Raw genomic sequence first — 17,059 nt, forward strand, 5'->3', positions numbered from 1 at the left:
TCGCTCAGCCACGGCCGTACTGCTCCTCTGCCTTCCAGAAGTACACGAATCCCCCGACACCGAAGAGCACCGCCCAGCCCAGGGCCAGCGCCCACACATGCGGCGGCAGGTTGGCCCCCGTGTAGTCGTCGATCAGGGCATACCGCATCAGGTCCATGTACACCGCCGCCGGATTCCCGAGCATGGCGTCCGAGATCCACTTACTCGCCCCCGCGTGTTCGAGCGTACGAGCCAGCGGGAACATCACGCCGGACGCGTACATCCAGGTACGGAGGATGAAGGGCAGCAGCTGAGCGAGGTCCGGGGTCTTGGCCCCCAGCCGGGCCATGATCAGCGAAAGCCCGGTGTTGAAGACGAACTGGAGCGCCAGCGTGGGAACGATCAGCAGCCAGGCGAAGGACGGGAAGTGGCCGAAGCCCAGCAACACGATGACCAGCACGATCATCGAGAAGAGCAGCTGCTGGAGCTGCTGGAGCGCGAAGGAGATGGGGAGCGAGGCGCGCGGGAAGTGCAGGGCCCGCACCAGCCCCAGGTTCCCGGAGATCGCCCGTACGCCCGCCATGGCGGACGCCTGGGTGAAGGTGAAGACGAACACACCCGTCACCAGGAACGGGATGTACATGTCGTTCGCCATACCGCGGCTGCTCTTCAGCAGCATGCCGAAGATGAAGAAGTACACCGCCGCGTTGAGCAGCGGGGTCGCCACCTGCCACACCTGACCCAGCTTGGCCTGGCTGTACTGGGCGGTGAGCTTGGCCGACGAGAAGGCGACGATGAAGTGGCGCCGGCCCCACATCTGGCGGATGTACTCGCCGAGGCCCACCCGGGCGCCGCTCACCGACAGCTCGTACTTCCGCGCCAGCTCGGACGGGGAGAGGCCCTCGTCGGCTGATGGCGGGCCACTCACGGCTACCGCACCGTCGTGCGTAGTCTCGCTCACAGTTGACACTTTCGTCTTCAGGGTGCGCTGAGCGGGGCCGCGCCCCGGGTCGCGCCCGATGCTCTTCGTTACGAGCTTGTCAGATGACAGGAGGTCGGCCCAGTCGGGTCAGGCGCCATACCGTACGCCACTTCATGGGGTGGCGTGGACCACACGGTGTCTTCCAGCCTTCGCGGAACCCCCCGAACCAGGCCCGAAGTGCGGTTTTCGAAGGACGCCTGGCCAGCGTGAGCAGCAGCCAGACGCCCAGATAGACGGGAACGAGCAGCGCAGGAAGGTTACGCCGGGCCAGCCAGACCCGGTTGCGGGCCACCATGCGGTGGTAGACCGCGTGCCTGCTCGGGGCGGTGGTCGGATGGTGCAGCACCATGTCCGCCCGGTAATCGATCATCCATCCGGCGTCCAGCGCCCGCCAGGCCAGATCGGTCTCCTCATGGGCGTAGAAGAAGTCGTCCGGCAACCCTCCGACCTGCTGGAACACCGTGGTACGTACCGCGTTGGCACCGCCCAGGAAGGTCGTCACCCGGGAGGACCGCAGGGGGTCGGAGGCGCGCAGCCGGGGCACATGGCGACGCTGGGTGACGCCGGTGTCGGGGTCGGCGATGCGGAACGAGATGATGCCCAGCTCCGGGTCGGCGGCGAACGCCTGGCGGCACAGCTCGGCCGTGTCGGTGCCCGGCAGCAGCCCGTCGTCGTCGAGGAACAGCAGCACATCGACGTCCGACCCGCCGGGTCCGAACGCCTCGATGCCCACGTTGCGACCCGCCGGAATGCCCACGTTCTCGGGCAGCTCGATGGTCCGGACGCCCTCGGGGAGCGGGGGCAGCGGCGAGCCGTTGCCCACGACGACCACCTCGACCGGGCCGCCGTCCTGCTTGGCGACCGAGTCGAGGAGTGCGCGCAGCTCCTCGGGGCGATTGCCCATCGTCAGGACGACCGCTCCGAGCTTCATGTCGCTCGTGCTCACTTGAGCCTGCTCGACGCGAGGATGGACACGAGGTGGAGCAGGGTTTGCAGCAGGGCGATACCGGCCAGTACGGCAACGCCCAGCCGGGTGAAGAACAGATCGCCGCGCACCTGGTCCACGACCGCCAGCACGAGGATGAGCAGCGATGCCTCGACCCCGAGGACCAGCCGGTGGAACTTCAGCGCCGCGGCCGCCCTGCGGGCCAGCGCCACACCGGACGAGCGCGGCTCGGCGGCCGCCTCCTTGACCGGCGGCAGACCGCCCTGGTGCCGGGCGACCCCGACCAGGTCGGTCTCGGCCTTGATCAGGATGGCGCCGAGCGCGGCGAGGGTGCCGAGGAACGCCCACAGCCAGTCGATCCGCCCGGAGCCCCACAGGTCGGCGGCGCGCAGCCCGAAGCCGACGAGCACCGCGGCGTCGCACAGATAGGCGCCGACCCGGTCCAGATAGACGCCGCCCAGCGAGAACTGCTTCTTCCAGCGGGCTATCTCGCCGTCGACGCAGTCCAGCAGCAGGTAGAGCTGGACCATCAGCACCCCGAGCACGGCGCCCGCGATCCCCGGCACCAGCAGGGCCGGGGCCGCGAGGGCGCCGAAGACGGTCATCAGGTACGTCAGCTGGTTGGGCGTGACCCGCGTGTTCACCAGGTGCCGGTCGATGCGCAGCGAGATCTCGCGCATGTAGAGGCGCCCGGCCCAGTGCTCACCGCTCCGCCGGTCCTTCACCCCGGCGGGGTGGACGACCGGGCGGAGTTCAGCCACTGATGGCTTGACTGACTGCTTTGGCATAGTCGGCGTATGCGTCCCTGATCGCGTCGGATGAGAGGTCGAGGTGCTCGAGGATCGTGTAGCGGCCGGGGCGCGTCTTCGGAGCGAACTCCACGACCTGGACGAACTCGTCCACGGTGAAGCCGATCTCCTCGGGCAGCACGGGCAGCCCGTGCCGGTGCAGCACCTCGGCCATGTGCTCCGACTCCTCGTGCGCCCCGCGCAGACGCATCGCGAAGGCGGCGGCCAGGCCGCACTGCTCGCCGTGGCTGGCGGCGCGCTTGGGGAAGAGGAGGTCGAAGGCGTGGTTGATCTCGTGACAGGCACCGGATGCCGGGCGGGAGTCCCCCGCGACCGACATCGAGATGCCGGTGAGCACCAGTCCCTCGGCCAGCACCTGGAGGAAGCCGTCGTCGCCGACCCCGCCGGGGTGGCGCAGCACGGCCTCACCGGCCTGGCGCGCCATCGCGGCCGCGAGGCCGTCGATCTGCTCGCCGGTCTCCCGGTTGGACAGCTCCCAGTCGGCGACCGCGGAGATGTTGGACAGGGCGTCGCCGATACCGGAGCGGACGAAGCGGACCGGCGCTTCCCGGATCACATCGAGGTCGATGACCACGGCGATCGGGTTGGGCACCCCGTACGAGCCGCGGCCCGCGTCGTTGTCGAGGGTCGCGACCGGGGAGCACAGACCGTCGTGCGAGAGGTTGGTGGCGACGGCGACCAGCGGAAGGCCGATGCGCGCGGCGGCGAACTTCGCACAGTCGATGATCTTTCCGCCGCCCAGCCCCACGACCGCGTCGTAGTGCCCCGACTTCATCCGGTCGGCGAGCTTGATCGCGTCATCCAGGGTGCCGCCGTCGACCTCGTACCAGCTCGCGCCCGGCAGCGCCGGCGCCAGCCGCTCGCGCAGCAGGGCGCCGGAGCCGCCGCTGATGGCGATGGCCAGCTTGCCGGAGGAGGAGATCCGCTGGTCGGCGAGGACCCCCGCGAGATCGTCCAGGGCGCCCGCGCGGATGTCGACGACGAGCGGCGAGGGGATGAGCCTCGTCAGTACTGGCACGCGATCTCACGGCCCTTCGCCAGATCGTCGTGGTTGTCGATCTCGACCCACTTGACGTCGCCGATGGGGGCCACGTCGATCTTGAAGCCGCGGTTGACCAGCTCCTGGTAGCCGTCCTCGTAGTAGAGGTCGGGGTCGCGCTCGAAGGTGGTCTTCAGCGCGTCCGCGAGTTCGGCGGCGGCCTCGCCCTCGATGAGGGTGACGCCGATGTACTCACCGGTCGCCTCGGCCGGGTCCATCAGCTTGGTGATCTTCTGGACGCCCTTGTCGGGGTCGGCGACGACCTTCATCTCCTCGTCGGCGAGCTGCTTGACCGTGTCCAGGGCGAGGATGATCTTCTGGCCGTTGCCGCGCGCGGCCAGCAGGGTCTTCTCGACCGAGACCGGGTGCACGGTGTCGCCGTTGGCGAGGATCACGGTGTGCTGGATCGCGTCACGGGCGCACCAGAGGGAGTAGGCGTTGTTCCACTCCTCGGCCTTGTCGTTGTCGATCAGCGTGAGCTTGAGGCCGTAACGCTGCTCCAGGGCCTCCTTGCGCTCGTACACGGCCTCCTTGCGGTAGCCGACGACGATGGCGACCTCGGTCAGACCGACCTCCGCGAAGTTGCCGAGGGTCAGGTCGAGGACGGTGGTCTCACCTTCCTTCCCTTCGGGTCCTACGGGCACCAGGGCCTTGGGAAGGGTGTCGGTGTAGGGGCGCAGACGCCGTCCGGCGCCGGCCGCGAGCACGAGGCCGATCATGCGGGTTCTCCTGATTCGTCGTGTACAGCGGGTGCTCCTGAGGACACCCAGAAGCGGATGCTCTCGATGAGCACCGCCAGCGCGAGGACCGCCGCCAAAGCGGTCAACGCGATGGTGAAACCTTGGTTCTGGTGCAGCAGGGCAGCGGCGGCCGTGACCACCACCGTCCGCCCCTCGTGCCCGCCGATCGCCCGCACCAGCCGGCGCGGAGGCGCTCCCGTGCCGCCACGGATGCGGTACACCGTGTCGTAGTGATGGTAGGCGACCGCCGCAACGAGCCCGAAAGCCGCCGGCAACGCGCCGTTCACCTCCGAGCAAGCCGCCAGGATCAGGATGGTGCCGTATTCGGCCGCGCGGAAGAGCGGCGGCACCAGCCAGTCGAGGGGGCCCTGGAGGGGCGCGGCGACGGCGACGCCCGCGAGGACCGCGTAGAGCGCGGCACAGCCGGCGGGCACCCAGGAGCCGAAACCGGCGGCCGCGGTGCCGGCCAGGACGGCCGCCGCGCCGAGGGCGGCCGCGAACGGGGCCAGGTACGAACTCGTCCCGCGGGGGGCGGCCTTGGCGACCAGCTCGGCCAGTGGGCCGGAGTCGGCCAGCTCGGCCAGGGCGCGGGCGGCCCGGTCCGTGCGCTGGGCCCGGCGGGTCAGCGAGCGCAGCACCCGGCCCGCGGTGGTGTAGCAGGCGGCCAGCGCACAGCCGATGAGAGTTGCGTAGAAGGTGATTCGGGGCGTGGTGAGCGCCGTCAGCACGGCGATCATCGCCCAGCGCTCGCCGATCGGCAGCACGATCATGCGGCGCACCCAGACCGTCCAGCCGACGCCGTCGAGGCGGCCGGAGAGGGCGGCGGTGGGGCTGGTGTTGCCGGTGGCGTCGTGGTTGGCCTCGTTGAAGGCGAAGTCCACGACATGGCGGCAGGTCTGGAGCACCATCGCACCGAGCGCGAGCGCCCATACATCGTCACCGCCGCCGTCGGCGCGTGCGGCGCCGAGCGCGAGGCCCGCGTAGTAGGCGTACTCCTTGGCACGGTCGAACGTGGCGTCCAGCCAGGCGCCGAGCGTGGAGTACTGGAGCGAGTAGCGGGCCAACTGCCCGTCGGTGCAGTCGAGCACGAACGAGGCGATCAGCAGCACACCGGCCGAGACGAACCCGGGCCGGGTGCCGGTGGCGGCGCAGGCCGCGGCGATGAGCGCGGTGAGGAGGGAGGCGGTGGTGACCTGATTGGGGGTCAGCCCGCGCCGGGCGCACCAGCGGGCGATGTAGCGGGAGTACGGGCTGATGCAGAAGGTCGTGAAGAAGCCGTCCCGCGACTTCACGGCCGACCGCAGCCGCACCCGCTCGTCGTCCACCGCGTCCACGGCGTCCCGCGCCGCGGCCCGGGCGGCGGTGTCCGCGGGCACGGCGGCCACGAGCACCCCGAGCTCGGGCCGGTGCACGGGGACGCCTTCGGCGTCGAGGGCGGCGGCGAGGTCGTCCACCCAGGAGTGGGCGCCGGCGGTGCCGTGCGTGGCCGTCACCTCGGCGGGGGCCACGGACCGCGATGGTGCGGCGAGGCCGTCGGCGGCGTGCCCCGCGCCCCCCGTCGCACCGGCCCGCGTGGCGGGCCGGTGGGACGCCACGGCGTCCGCGTGTACGCCTACGGCGGCGGCGGAGCCGAGCGCCTGGGCGGGGTCGGCGGTGGGCGCCCCGCCTTCGTTCCCGGAGGGCCGCGCCGTGGCGGCGGCAGCCGTCACCGCGCGGACCAGGGCCGGTCGCGCTTCCGGCTGGGCCGTCAGCGCACCGCGCACCGTGGCGACGGGGAAGCGGGGGTCGGTGAGGGCCAGCCGCAGGGTATGGACATGGCCGACGAAGCGGGGGTCCACGAGGGCCACCCGCTCATGCGCCGGGACGGCGGCGAGCTCCGCCGGGACCCCGGCGGCGTCGGCCGCCGTACGCACGGCGAAGCCCAGCGACCGCAGGTCGTCCTCGAGGGACGAGCCGGCGACCGGCGCACCGGTGAGAATCGCGGTCGACAGACGAACTCACTCCTTGGCAGCTGACATGGTGGCCGCGCCGCTGATGGCACTGGCCTGGGGGCCCTCCGGGCCGTGGGCATCGCACGCCCTGGCCCCGTGGGGTCGGCGGCACGTCCGGCAGAGGCTATCGGATCGATGGAAGCCGCCGTTCACCGCGCATTCACCACACGATCGGGGGAACGACCACTTCCGCGCGCCGCCGATCATCATGGTGGATGGCGGCTGTCCTCCACAAACGGCGATCGCCCCGCCATGGATAGGGTGCGGGGCATGACATGGCTGATCACAGGTGGTGCCGGATATATCGGGTCGCATGTCGTGCGGGCCATGGCCGAGGCGGGCGAGCCCGTGGCCGTGCTCGACGACCTGACCAGCGGCATCCGGGCGCGGCTGCCCGAGGACGTACCGCTGGTGCGCGGCTCCACCCTGGACCGTGAGCTGCTGGACCGCACCTTCGCCGAGCTGGGGGTGACCGGTGTGGTGCATCTCGCGGCGAAGAAGCAGGTCGGGGAGTCCGTGGAGCAGCCGCTCCGCTACTACCGGGAGAATGTGCACGGGCTCACGGTGCTGCTGGAGGCCGCGGTCGCGGCCGGGGTCGGCCGCTTCCTCTTCTCCTCCTCCGCCGCCGTCTACGGCATGCCCGATGTGGAACTCGTCACCGAGGACACCCCGTGCCTGCCGATCAACCCGTACGGAGAGACCAAGCTGGCCGGAGAATGGCTGGTCAGGGCGGCGGGCGCGGCCCACTCCCTCTCCACGGCCTGTCTGCGCTACTTCAATGTGGCGGGTGCCACGCGTCCCGGGCTGGCCGACACCGGAGTGTTCAACATCATCCCGATGATGTTCGAGCGGATCACCGAGGGAGAGCCGCCGCGGATCTTCGGTGATGACTACGACACCCCCGACGGCACCTGTATCCGCGACTACATCCATGTCGAGGACCTGGCCTCCGCCCATCTCGCCGTGGCCCGTCGGCTGGCCGCGCGGCCGGAGCCGGGCGATCTCACGGTGAACATCGGCACCGGGCAGGGTGTCTCGGTGCGGGAGATGTCCGATCTGATCGGCGAGATCACCGGCCGCCCGGAGCTCACCCCCGTGGTGGGGCCGCGCCGGGCGGGCGATCCGGCCCGGGTCGTCGGATCCACCGAACTGATCGCCAAGGAGCTGGGCTGGAGCGCCCGGCACGATGTGCGCGCGATGGTGGAGTCGGCCTGGGAGGGCTGGTGCCTGCACCACCCCGGGGCCCGGCGCGGCTGACCGGGACCGGCGCCGCGGCGACGTCGGGCACCGCACGTTCCAGCCGGAACCGGGTGGGCATGCTGATCACGAAGCCGAGCTGTGCCACTGTCACGGACGAGAGGCACATGTGCGGCAGACTTGGACGTTCACGAGTCGGAACTATGAGGATGGTCATGCCGATCACACCTGCCAACGGCGGCTCCGCCGAGACCGCCGGGACCGCCGCGCCGAGCGGCTCCGCAGAGCCGATCATGCTCGAGCTGGTCGACGAGGACGGTACGACGATCGGCACCGCGGAGAAGCTCTCCGCACATCTCGCGCCCGGCAAGCTGCACCGGGCGTTCTCCGTCTTCCTCTTCGACGACGAGGGACGGCTGCTGCTCCAGCGCCGTGCGCTGGGCAAGTACCACTCCCCCGGGGTCTGGTCCAACACCTGCTGCGGCCACCCGTACCCCGGTGAGCCGCCGTTCGTGGCCGCCGCCCGGCGCACCGCCGAGGAGCTGGGCACGGCGCCCGCGCTGCTGCGGGAGGCGGGCACGGTCCGCTACAACCACCCGGACCCGGCCTCCGGCCTGGTGGAGCAGGAGTACAACCACCTCTTCGCGGGGCTGGTCCGGGCGACCCCGCGCCCGGACCCCGAGGAGATCGGCGAGATCGCCTTCGTCACCCCCGACGAGCTGGAGAAGCTGCGCGACGAGGGGCCGTTCTCGGCGTGGTTCATGACCGTGCTGGACGCGGCCCGCCCGACGGTCCGTGAGCTCACCGGGACGGCGGCGGGCTGGTAGCCGCGCCGGGCAGCGGAAGGGCGGCCCAGACCACCTTGCCGCCGCTCGCCGTGTGGTCCACGTCGTAGACCCCGCCCGCCTCCTCCGTGATCGCCGTCACCAGCAGCAGTCCCCGCCCACCGGTCCCGCCCTGGTCCGCCATCAGCGCTACGGGCCGGTAGGGGTGGTTGTCCTCCACGGCGATCCGGACCCAGTCCCGGCTCAGGGAGACCTCGACGGCGATTTCGGGGGAGAGCAGCGCGGCGTGCCGTACCGCGTTGGTGACCAGCTCGGAGACGATCAGCAGCAGACTCGCCATCAGTTCGTCGTGGACCGGCACCCGCTGATGGGCCAGCAGCTCGCGCACCGCGTGCCGGGCCTGTGGCACGGAGGAGTCCAGGGCCGGGGCGGTGAACCGCCAGGTCCCCTCGTAGCCGGCCGGGGGCGGCGGCGCGGGCGGGGCGTGTCCCGTTTCGGAGGGGACTCTCCCGACGATCTCCATGTGCGATACCCACCCCTCGCCGCGGCCCGACCTCTCGTATCGAGTGTTGGGAAGCTCTGGTACTGACCGATGGACTACGCACAACTTGACGCTTATCGAGCGTTTTTGATCGTTGGCGTATGCCAGGGTCACGCGCTCGACTGTTCCTGCTCGCGTGGATTCCATGCATTGACTCTGTGGATTCCGAGCTGTGACTCGGCCGTGACCGGCTCGAACGGCGGGGGCCCAGCCGGGCCCCGGCCCGGAGGCCGTCGGGGGCGCCGCCGCTCGGCCCGGGCACGGGCGGCCCGGATACGATCCGCCCCATGGAGCCCTCTCTGGAGCACGAGGTCGCCGACGGCATAGCGACCGTCGTCATCCGCCACCCCGCCAAGCGCAACGCGATGACCCCCGGGATGTGGCGGGCGCTGCCCCCGCTGCTGGCCCGGCTCGCCGCCGACCCCGCCGTACGGGCCCTGGTGCTCACCGGCGACGGCGACACCTTCTGCGCGGGCGCCGACATCGGCTCGCTGAGCGCCACGTACGAGGAGACCGCCGGGATCGCGCTGCCCGCCGAGGAGGCGCTGGCCGCCTTCCCCAAGCCGACCCTGGCCGCGGTGCGCGGCTACTGCGTGGGCGGGGGCTGTCAGCTCGCGGCCGCCTGCGATCTGCGGTTCGCCGAGGAGGGCGCCCAGTTCGGGATCACCCCGGCCAAGCTGGGGATCGTCTACGCCCCCAGCTCGACTCGCCGGCTGGTCGGGCTGGTGGGACCGGCCACCGCCAAGTTCCTGCTGTTCTCGGGCGAGCTGATCGACACCGAGCGGGCGCTGCGCACCGGTCTGGTGGACGAGGTGCTGCCGGCGGGCGGACTCGACAAGCGGGTGGCGGAGTTCACGCGGGTGCTGGTCTCCCGGTCGCAGCTCACCCAGGCCGCGGTCAAGGAGTTCGCGGCCGGGCCCGTCGCGCCGGAGCGGGTCGCGTACTGGCAGGGGCAGGCGGGGGACAGCAAGGAGGCCGCCGAGGGCATCGCGGCCTTCTTCGAGCGCCGCCCGCCGCGATTCCGCTGGACCCCGCCGGCCGAATGACCGCGGCGGGACACGGCCGGGGACGGGCGGGGTTCATGGCATCCGTAAGGGCGTCACGACGGCCGGGGTGTGGCCGGACCGGACGGGTCGACGGGATCCGTAAGGGCGTCATGGCGGTCACGGAGTGGCCGGATCCGGCGGGACCGGCGAGGACTGGTGAGACCCGGGCTACCGGGGGTGACTACCTGTCGGTAGCGTGCGGCCCATGACCACACTTCCCGAGCTTGCCGCCCGTCGCTGTTACAGCGTCGTCAACCCCCTCCACTCCGCCATCTACTTCTCCCCCGACTTCGGCGAGGAACTCGCCGAGCTGGGGCTGAAGGACGGCGCGGCCGTGTACTTCGTCGGCCGCGCGGCGCCCCTGGGACGGGTGGGCGCGGGCACCGTCACCGCGACCTTCTTCAACTTCAGCCACGACCTGGTCGCCCGCCACATTCCGGCCGCGTGGGACGTGGTCTCCCCCGAGGTCGCCCTGGAGGCCCGGCTGCGGGCCGCCGACTCGGTGCTGCGTCGGGTGCTGGGCGAGGAGGTCATCGCCTCCAAGGAGCTGGCCGAGGCCGCGGAGCTCGCCCTGCGCGCCACGGAGGCGTGCTCGCGCCTGGCGCGCCCGCTGTACGCCGCCCACGCCGATCTGCCCGTCCCGGACGCCCCGCACCTGGCGCTGTGGCACGCCGCCACGCTGCTGCGCGAACACCGCGGCGACGCACATCTGATGACCCTGGTCAGCGCCGGGCTGGACGCGGTCGAGGCGCTGGCCTCCCACACCGCGACCGGTCAGGGCATGTCCACCAAGTGGATCCTGCGCACGCGCGGCTACAGCGCCGAGGAGTGGGAGGCGGGCCGCCAGCGGCTGCGCGACCGCGGCGTGCTCACCGCGGACAACGAGCTGACGGAGGCCGGTGAGCGGCTGCGCCGGGACCTGGAGGCCGAGACCGACCGCCTGGACGCGGCACCGTACGAGCACCTCGGCGCCGAGGGCGTGTCCCGGCTCACCGAACTCGCCACCGCCTTCTCCACAACCGCCCGCGAAAACGGCGCCTTCCCGACCGACCTCCGCAGCAAGGACTGAAGCTCAAGGCCCCCGTCCGGGGCCGGCGCGACCCCCGGCGAGGCCCCGGTCGGCGGCCCCGCCGGGGGTCGCGTTTGGCAGGGGCACAGCGGGATACCCGCTTGTTGTGCGCGATCGGCCGTCTGACAACCGGGCGCCCACACCGCGCGCCGCGTACGCCGGCAACAGCCCGTGCGCCGCGTAGCGAACGGTGCCCGGCGGCCGCCGCCGAGCCGCCACCGAACGACAGGAGGTATCCCGTGTTCCGTGCCATCGCCGACGTGCTCCGTGCCATCGGTGCCGCCATCGCGACCGTGGTGACGCTTCCCTTCCGCGCTGTGGCCCGCCTCTTCGGCGGTGTCTCCGACGCGGCGAGCGGGCCGCGCCGCAGGCGGGTGTGATGACCGTTTCCGGCTGATACCGGTGTCAGCCCGACCCGTACCCGGGCCTCCCCGGCCCGCCGAAAGCGTCGGCCGCGACCGCTTCGTCAGTGCCACCTGCCACAATGCAGGAGCAGTGCAGACCGAAAGCGGAGCGTGATCGTGACGACGTCCATCGAAGGCAGGATCGCCGAGGAACTCGGCGTACGGGAACGGCAGGTCAAGGCCGCCGTCGAGCTGCTCGACGGCGGCTCTACCGTGCCGTTCATCGCGCGCTACCGCAAGGAAGCGACGGAGATGCTCGACGACGCGCAGCTGCGCTCCCTGGAGGAGCGGCTGCGCTATTTGCGGGAGCTGGAGGAGCGGCGCACCGCGATCCTCGAGTCGATCCGCTCGCAGGGCAAGCTGGACGAGGCCCTGGAGGCGCAGATCCTCGCCGCGGACTCCAAGGCCCGGCTGGAGGACATCTACCTCCCCTACAAGCCCAAGCGGCGTACGAAGGCGCAGATCGCCCGCGAGGCCGGGCTCGAGCCGCTCGCCGAAGGGCTGCTGGGCGACCCGACGGTGGAGCCCACGGCCGCCGCGGCGGCCTTCGTGGACGCCGAGAAGGGCGTCGCGGACGCCGCCGCCGCGCTGGAGGGCGCGCGGGCCATCCTCACCGAGCGGTTCAGCGAGGACGCGGACCTCATCGGCGAGCTGCGCGAGCGCATGTGGGAGCGCGGCCGGGTGGCCACCAAGGTGCGCGAGGGCAAGGAGGAGGCGGGCGCCAAGTTCGCCGACTACTTCGACTTCGCCGAGCCGTTCACCGAGCTCCCCTCGCACCGGGTGCTGGCGATGTTCCGCGGTGAGAAGGAGGAGGTCCTCGACCTCACCCTGGAGCCGGAGGAGCCCTCCGAGGAGACCGGCCCCACCTCCTACGAGCGCTCCATCGCCCAGCGCTTCGGCATCGCGGACCGCGGCCGCCCCGCCGACAAGTGGCTGGCCGACACGGTGCGCTGGGCCTGGCGCACCCGGGTCCTGGTCCATCTCGGCATCGATCTGCGGCTGCGGCTGCGCCAGGCCGCCGAGGACGAGGCCGTCCGGGTCTTCGCCGCCAACCTCCGCGATCTGCTGCTCGCCGCCCCGGCCGGGACGCGCGCCACGATGGGCCTCGACCCCGGCTTCCGTACGGGCGTGAAGGTGGCCGTGGTCGACGCGACCGGCAAGGTGGCGGCCACGGACACCATCTACCCCCACGTCCCCCGCAACCAGTGGGACGAGGCCCTCGCCAAGCTGGCCGCGCTGGCGCGTGAGCACAAGGTGGAGCTCATCGCGATCGGCAATGGCACGGCGTCCCGCGAGACCGACAAGCTGGCGGGCGACCTGTGCGGCAAGCACCCCGAGCTGAAGCTCACCAAGGTGATGGTGTCGGAGGCGGGCGCCTCCGTGTACTCGGCCTCCGCCTTCGCCTCGCAGGAGCTGCCGGAGCTCGATGTCTCGCTGCGCGGCGCCGTCTCCATCGCGCGGCGGCTCCAGGACCCGCTGGCCGAGCTGGTCAAGATCGACCCGAAGTCGATCGGCGTCGGCCAGTACCAGCACGACCTGTCCGAGGTGAAGCTCTCCCGCTCGCTCGACGCGGTCGTCGAGGACTGTGTGAACGGTGTCGGGGTGGACGTCAACACGGCCTCCGCCCCGCTGCTCAGCCGGGTCTCGGGCATCGGCACCGGCCTCGCGGAGAACATCGTCTCCCACCGCGACTCCAACGGCCCGTTCCGCAACCGCAAGGCGCTCAAGGACGTGGCCCGGCTCGGCCCCAAGGCGTATGAGCAGTGCGCGGGCTTCCTGCGCATCCGCGGCGGCGACGACCCGCTGGACGGGTCGAGCGTGCACCCCGAGGCGTATCCGGTGGTGCGGCGGATGGCCGCCACGGCGGGCGGCGACGTGACCACCCTCATCGGCAACACCTCGGTGCTGCGCGGTCTGCGGCCGAGCGAGTTCGTGGACGACGCCTTCGGTCTGCCGACCGTCACCGACATCCTCAAGGAGCTGGAGAAGCCGGGCCGCGACCCGCGTCCCGCCTTCAAGACGGCCACCTTCAAGGAGGGCGTCGAGAAGATCGGCGACCTGTCGGCCGGGATGATCCTGGAGGGCGTCGTCACCAATGTGGCGGCGTTCGGCGCGTTCGTGGACGTCGGTGTGCACCAGGACGGTCTGGTGCACGTCTCCGCGATGTCCAAGACGTTCGTCAAGGACCCGCGGGACGTGGTCAAGCCCGGTGACATCGTCCGGGTGAAGGTCCTGGACGTCGACATCCCGCGCAAGCGGATCTCGCTGACGCTCCGGCTCGACGACGAGGCGGGCGCCCCGTCCGGCGGCGGCCGTGACCGTGACCGCGGCCGCGGAGTCGACGGCGGCGTCCAGCGCGGCGGCGGCCGTCGCGGCGCGCCCCAGCAGCGCCAGGGCGGCAGCCGCGGCGGCCAGCGCGGCGGCGGCCGCGGCGCGGCCCCGGTGAACGGCGCGATGGCCGACGCCCTGCGGAGGGCGGGCCTGCTGGACCCGAAGAAGCGGTAGCCCTCTCAGAACGCCCCCGCGCGGCCTGGCCGAGACGGCGAGGCCGCGCGGGGGCGGTGCGCGTCCGGGTGCTCGCGGACTCCGGATCGCCCGACCGAGTCAGGCCTCGAGGACGCGGCCTTCGGAGACCGCGAGGCGGCGGGTGGTACGGACCGCGTCGAGCATGCGTCGGTCGTGGGTGACCAGGAGCAGGGTGCCGGCGTAGGACGCCAGCGCCGACTCCAGTTGCTCGATGGCCGCCAGGTCCAGGTGGTTGGTGGGCTCGTCGAGAACCAGCAGGTTGACCCCGCGCGCCTGGAGGAGCGCCAGTGCCGAACGGGTCCGCTCCCCGGGGGACAGCGTGGCGGCGGACCGCAGCACATGGTCGGCCTTGAGGCCGAACTTGGCCAGGAGCGTCCGTACCTCCGCGGGCGCCAGCTCCGGCACCGCGGCGCCGAAGGCATCCAGCAGCGACTCGCGGCCGAGGAAGAGCGCGCGTGCCTGGTCGACCTCGCCGACCACCACACCGGGGCCGAGCGCCGCCGCGCCCGCGTCCAGCGGGAGACGGCCGAGGAGGGCGGCGAGCAGGGTGGACTTGCCGGAGCCGTTCGCTCCGGTGATCGCGACCCGGTCGGCCCAGTCGATCTGGAGGTCGACCGGGCCGAAGCGGAAGTCGCCGCGCCGGACCTCGGCGCCACGCAGGGTCGCCACGACGGCACCCGCGCGCGGCGCCGCGGCGATCTCCATCCGCAGCTCCCACTCCTTGCGCGGCTCCTCGACCACGTCCAGCCGCTCGATCAGCCGGTCGGTCTGGCGCGCCTTGGCAGCCTGCTTCTCGGTGGCCTCCACCCGGGCGTTTCGCCCGATCTTGTCGCCGTCGGTGGCCTTGCGGCGGGCGTTCTTGACGCCCTTGTCCATCCAGGCGCGCTGGGTGCGGGCCCGGGCCTCCAGCGTGGCGCGGGTGTCCGCGTACTCCTCGTAGCGTTCGCGGGCGTGGCGGCGGGCGGTCTCCCGCTCCTCCAGGTAGGCCTCGTAACCGCCGCCGTAGAGGTTGACCTGCTGCTGGGCGAGGTCGAGTTCGAGCACCTTGTCGACCGTGCGGGCGAGGAATTCACGGTCGTGGCTGACGAGCACCGTACCGGCGCGCAGCCCGCCGACGAAGGTCTCGAGGCGCTGGAGTCCGTCGAGGTCGAGGTCGTTGGTGGGCTCGTCGAGCAGGAAGACGTCGTACCGGGAGAGGAGGAGCGAGGCGAGCCCGGCGCGCGCCGCCTGTCCGCCCGACAGGGCAGTCATGGGGCGGTCCAGGGAGACGTCGAGCCCGAGCGAGGCGGCGACCTCGTCGGCCCGCTCGTCGAGGTCGGCGGCGCCCAGGGCGAGCCAGCGCTCCAGGGCGGTGGCGTATGCGTCGTCCGCGCCGGGCTCGGCGTCCACGAGTGCCTGGGTGGTGGCGTCGAGCTCGGCCTGCGCGGCCGCGACCCCGGTGCGGCGGGCCAGGAAGCCCCGTACGGTCTCCCCCGGCCGCCGCTCGGGCTCCTGCGGGAGGTGGCCCACAGTGGCGTGCGGCGGGCTCAGGCGTACGGCCCCCTGCTCGGGATCGGTGAGGCCGGCGAGCAGGCGCAGCAGGGTGGACTTGCCCGCACCGTTGACGCCGACGAGCCCGATGACTTCGCCGGGGGCGACGACAAGGTCGAGCCCGGAGAAGAGGGTGCGGTCGCCGTGTGCGGCGGCGAGGTCCTTGGCGACGAGAGTGGCAGTCATCAGAGGGCCGATCCTAGTGCCGCGTCAGCCAAGGTTTGCCCCGCTCGCCGCCCTGGCACGGCCATCTGCGGCGTACCGGGCAAACCTTGACTGACGCGGCACTAGCCGCCACCGGCTGCCGCCTGCCGCGGGTTTCCCGGGGCCCGGGGCGAGCCCTACCGGCGCGCCACCGGCGTCACCAGAACCACGTCGCTCGTGCGGGCCACCACGAACGACTGGCCCCGCACCGCCCTCGCCGCCAGGGGAATCCGATGGATCCCCGGCTCCACCGAGGCGTCGAAGACCTCATGCGCATGGGCGCGGGAGAGCCGGTCGAGCCGGTGGGCGACCACCCTCACCCGGCACTCGGAGGCCACCTCCACCACCGCCTCGCCGCCGCCCGCCGTGAGGCCGACGAGGCGGCGGTCGCAAGGGGGGCGCAGCGCCTGTTCGACCTGGGCGACGAGCACGGGGACGATGGGGGCGAGCGCGGTGACCAGGACGGCCCGGGAGCGCGCGGCCGCGAAGGCGTCCCGTACGGCGTCGCGCTCCTCCTGGCCGACCGTACGGCCGAAGACCACCGCCCGGTACTTCCGCAGTTCCTCGGCGAGCGCCCCCACCGCGTCAAGAGTGATCTCGGCGCCGATGCCGATGCGCCGCAGCGCCGCGGCGAGCTTGGCGAGAAGGGCCGCGCGCTGCCCGATCAGCAACACCCGGGGGCCGGTCGGGACCTCGTGCGCGCCGTCGGTGACCAGCAGCCGCTCCAGGGCGGCGCGGTACTGCTCGCCGCGGAAGCGGTACGGGCCGATGCCGTGGTACCCGTTGAGGTCGACATCGGGGCTCCTGTCCGTCTGCCAGACGAAATCCCGCCAGACGAAGTCCGCCCCGTCGCGCTCGATCGCCGCGGTGACGGCGCCGCACTCCAGCCCCTCGCACTCCGGGCAGCCGTAGATGACGAACCGGCCGCCTTCCAACGGCGCGTCGGTCTCCAGCAGCAGCCCGCGGACCTGCTCGGCGAGGGCGGAGGGCTCGATGTCGGCGGTCAGCGGTGAGACCGCGTCGAGGTCGGCGAGGCGCGTCAGCAGGGGCCTGCCGTCCACCACGAAGTCCAGGAAGTCGCGGTGGGTTTGGTACGTGCCGTCGGCCAGCACACCGCCCGCGCGCATCGCCGGGGCCAGCCCGAAGGGCACGTACTCGGAGGTCATGCCCCAAGTATTCCCGCTTCGGGGCGGTATCAGGGGGTAACCGACGGTGCGCCGCCCGGACCGGTGGGTCCGGGCGGCGGGGCACGGCCGCGCCCGGAGGCGGCG

The 17,059-nt window shown here is 72.3% G+C and carries 15 protein-coding genes; 6 read left to right on the forward strand and 9 right to left on the reverse strand.

Annotation, left to right across the window (positions count from 1 at the left end; genetic code table 11):
• Positions 1-4: 4 nt before the first annotated feature.
• The 6 genes from ABD329_RS27210 to ABD329_RS27235 all read right to left on the reverse strand — a co-directional run bounded on the left by ABD329_RS27210 (position 5) and on the right by ABD329_RS27235 (position 6,408).
• Positions 5-940 carry an ABC transporter permease gene (locus ABD329_RS27210; RefSeq protein WP_198279969.1) on the reverse strand — a complete coding sequence of 312 codons (936 nt, stop codon included), beginning with the start codon at positions 938-940 and terminating at the stop codon, positions 5-7.
• 79 nt (positions 941-1,019) lie between these two features.
• On the reverse strand, positions 1,020-1,892 hold the full coding sequence (locus tag ABD329_RS27215; protein WP_198279974.1) for a glycosyltransferase family 2 protein: 873 nt from the start codon (positions 1,890-1,892) through the stop codon (positions 1,020-1,022).
• Between the two features lie 11 nt (positions 1,893-1,903).
• Positions 1,904-2,695 carry a CDP-alcohol phosphatidyltransferase family protein gene (locus tag ABD329_RS27220; protein WP_198279970.1) on the reverse strand — a complete coding sequence of 264 codons (792 nt, stop codon included), beginning with the start codon at positions 2,693-2,695 and terminating at the stop codon, positions 1,904-1,906.
• Entirely contained in the window at positions 2,661-3,734 is a 1,074-nt protein-coding gene (locus ABD329_RS27225; RefSeq protein WP_020867256.1) for an iron-containing alcohol dehydrogenase family protein, read from the reverse strand. The genes ABD329_RS27220 and ABD329_RS27225 overlap by 35 nt, the downstream gene beginning before the upstream one ends.
• Positions 3,722-4,474, reverse strand: a complete 753-nt coding sequence (locus ABD329_RS27230; RefSeq protein ID WP_198279971.1) for a phosphocholine cytidylyltransferase family protein — start codon at positions 4,472-4,474, stop codon at positions 3,722-3,724. The genes ABD329_RS27225 and ABD329_RS27230 overlap by 13 nt, the downstream gene beginning before the upstream one ends.
• Positions 4,471-6,408 (reverse strand): DUF5941 domain-containing protein, encoded by a 1,938-nt coding sequence (locus ABD329_RS27235; protein ID WP_309142860.1) that lies wholly within the window; start codon positions 6,406-6,408, stop codon positions 4,471-4,473. The genes ABD329_RS27230 and ABD329_RS27235 overlap by 4 nt, the downstream gene beginning before the upstream one ends.
• A 348-nt stretch (positions 6,409-6,756) precedes the next feature.
• Between ABD329_RS27235 and galE the strand changes: the two genes are divergently transcribed.
• On the forward strand, positions 6,757-7,743 hold the full coding sequence (gene galE, locus ABD329_RS27240) for a UDP-glucose 4-epimerase GalE (RefSeq protein WP_198279972.1): 987 nt from the start codon (positions 6,757-6,759) through the stop codon (positions 7,741-7,743).
• Between the two features lie 155 nt (positions 7,744-7,898).
• Complete coding sequence (idi, locus tag ABD329_RS27245) at positions 7,899-8,510, forward strand: isopentenyl-diphosphate Delta-isomerase (protein ID WP_198279973.1); 612 nt, start codon at positions 7,899-7,901, stop codon at positions 8,508-8,510.
• Here idi and ABD329_RS27250 read toward each other — a convergent pair.
• The gene (locus tag ABD329_RS27250) at positions 8,485-8,991 is read right to left on the reverse strand and encodes an ATP-binding protein (protein ID WP_344317049.1); all 507 of its coding nucleotides are present in this window, start codon (positions 8,989-8,991) and stop codon (positions 8,485-8,487) included. The genes idi and ABD329_RS27250 overlap by 26 nt on opposite strands.
• Positions 8,992-9,296: 305 nt before the next feature.
• Here ABD329_RS27250 and ABD329_RS27255 point away from each other — a divergent pair, with 305 nt between their 5' ends.
• The 4 genes from ABD329_RS27255 to ABD329_RS27270 all read left to right on the forward strand — a co-directional run bounded on the left by ABD329_RS27255 (position 9,297) and on the right by ABD329_RS27270 (position 14,033).
• On the forward strand, positions 9,297-10,055 hold the full coding sequence (locus tag ABD329_RS27255) for an enoyl-CoA hydratase/isomerase family protein (protein ID WP_198276676.1): 759 nt from the start codon (positions 9,297-9,299) through the stop codon (positions 10,053-10,055).
• A gap of 205 nt (positions 10,056-10,260) precedes the next feature.
• The gene (locus ABD329_RS27260; protein ID WP_198276675.1) at positions 10,261-11,124 is read left to right on the forward strand and encodes an SCO6745 family protein; all 864 of its coding nucleotides are present in this window, start codon (positions 10,261-10,263) and stop codon (positions 11,122-11,124) included.
• Between the two features lie 239 nt (positions 11,125-11,363).
• Positions 11,364-11,504, forward strand: coding sequence for an LPFR motif small protein (locus ABD329_RS27265; RefSeq protein ID WP_020867265.1), 141 nt, complete (start codon positions 11,364-11,366; stop codon positions 11,502-11,504).
• Between the two features lie 141 nt (positions 11,505-11,645).
• A complete protein-coding gene (locus ABD329_RS27270; protein WP_344317050.1) occupies positions 11,646-14,033 on the forward strand; it encodes a Tex family protein in 2,388 nt (795 codons plus the stop codon).
• Positions 14,034-14,132: 99 nt separating this feature from the next.
• Here ABD329_RS27270 and ABD329_RS27275 read toward each other — a convergent pair whose 3' ends face one another.
• On the reverse strand, positions 14,133-15,770 hold the full coding sequence (locus ABD329_RS27275; RefSeq protein WP_198276673.1) for an ABC-F family ATP-binding cassette domain-containing protein: 1,638 nt from the start codon (positions 15,768-15,770) through the stop codon (positions 14,133-14,135).
• 155 nt (positions 15,771-15,925) lie between these two features.
• Entirely contained in the window at positions 15,926-16,954 is a 1,029-nt protein-coding gene (locus tag ABD329_RS27280) for an oxidoreductase (protein WP_198276672.1), read from the reverse strand.
• Between the last annotated feature and the right edge of the window lie 105 nt (positions 16,955-17,059).

It is taken from the genome of Streptomyces javensis (assembly GCF_039525925.1).
Lineage (GTDB): Bacteria > Actinomycetota > Actinomycetes > Streptomycetales > Streptomycetaceae > Streptomyces > Streptomyces asiaticus.

Bases quoted from the DNA above. Each gene is read 5' to 3' on its own strand.
- idi (WP_198279973.1), top strand. From the start codon at position 7,899: ATGCCGATCACACCTGCCAACGGCGGCTCCGCCGAGACCGCCGGGACC.
- ABD329_RS27260 (WP_198276675.1), top strand. From the start codon at position 10,261: ATGACCACACTTCCCGAGCTTGCCGCCCGTCGCTGTTACAGCGTCGTC.
- ABD329_RS27250 (WP_344317049.1), bottom strand. From the start codon at position 8,991: ATGGAGATCGTCGGGAGAGTCCCCTCCGAAACGGGACACGCCCCGCCC.
- ABD329_RS27220 (WP_198279970.1), bottom strand. From the start codon at position 2,695: ATGCCAAAGCAGTCAGTCAAGCCATCAGTGGCTGAACTCCGCCCGGTC.
- ABD329_RS27255 (WP_198276676.1), top strand. From the start codon at position 9,297: ATGGAGCCCTCTCTGGAGCACGAGGTCGCCGACGGCATAGCGACCGTC.
- galE (WP_198279972.1), top strand. From the start codon at position 6,757: ATGACATGGCTGATCACAGGTGGTGCCGGATATATCGGGTCGCATGTC.
- ABD329_RS27230 (WP_198279971.1), bottom strand. From the start codon at position 4,474: ATGATCGGCCTCGTGCTCGCGGCCGGCGCCGGACGGCGTCTGCGCCCC.
- ABD329_RS27280 (WP_198276672.1), bottom strand. From the start codon at position 16,954: ATGACCTCCGAGTACGTGCCCTTCGGGCTGGCCCCGGCGATGCGCGCG.
- ABD329_RS27215 (WP_198279974.1), bottom strand. From the start codon at position 1,892: ATGAAGCTCGGAGCGGTCGTCCTGACGATGGGCAATCGCCCCGAGGAG.
- ABD329_RS27275 (WP_198276673.1), bottom strand. From the start codon at position 15,770: ATGACTGCCACTCTCGTCGCCAAGGACCTCGCCGCCGCACACGGCGAC.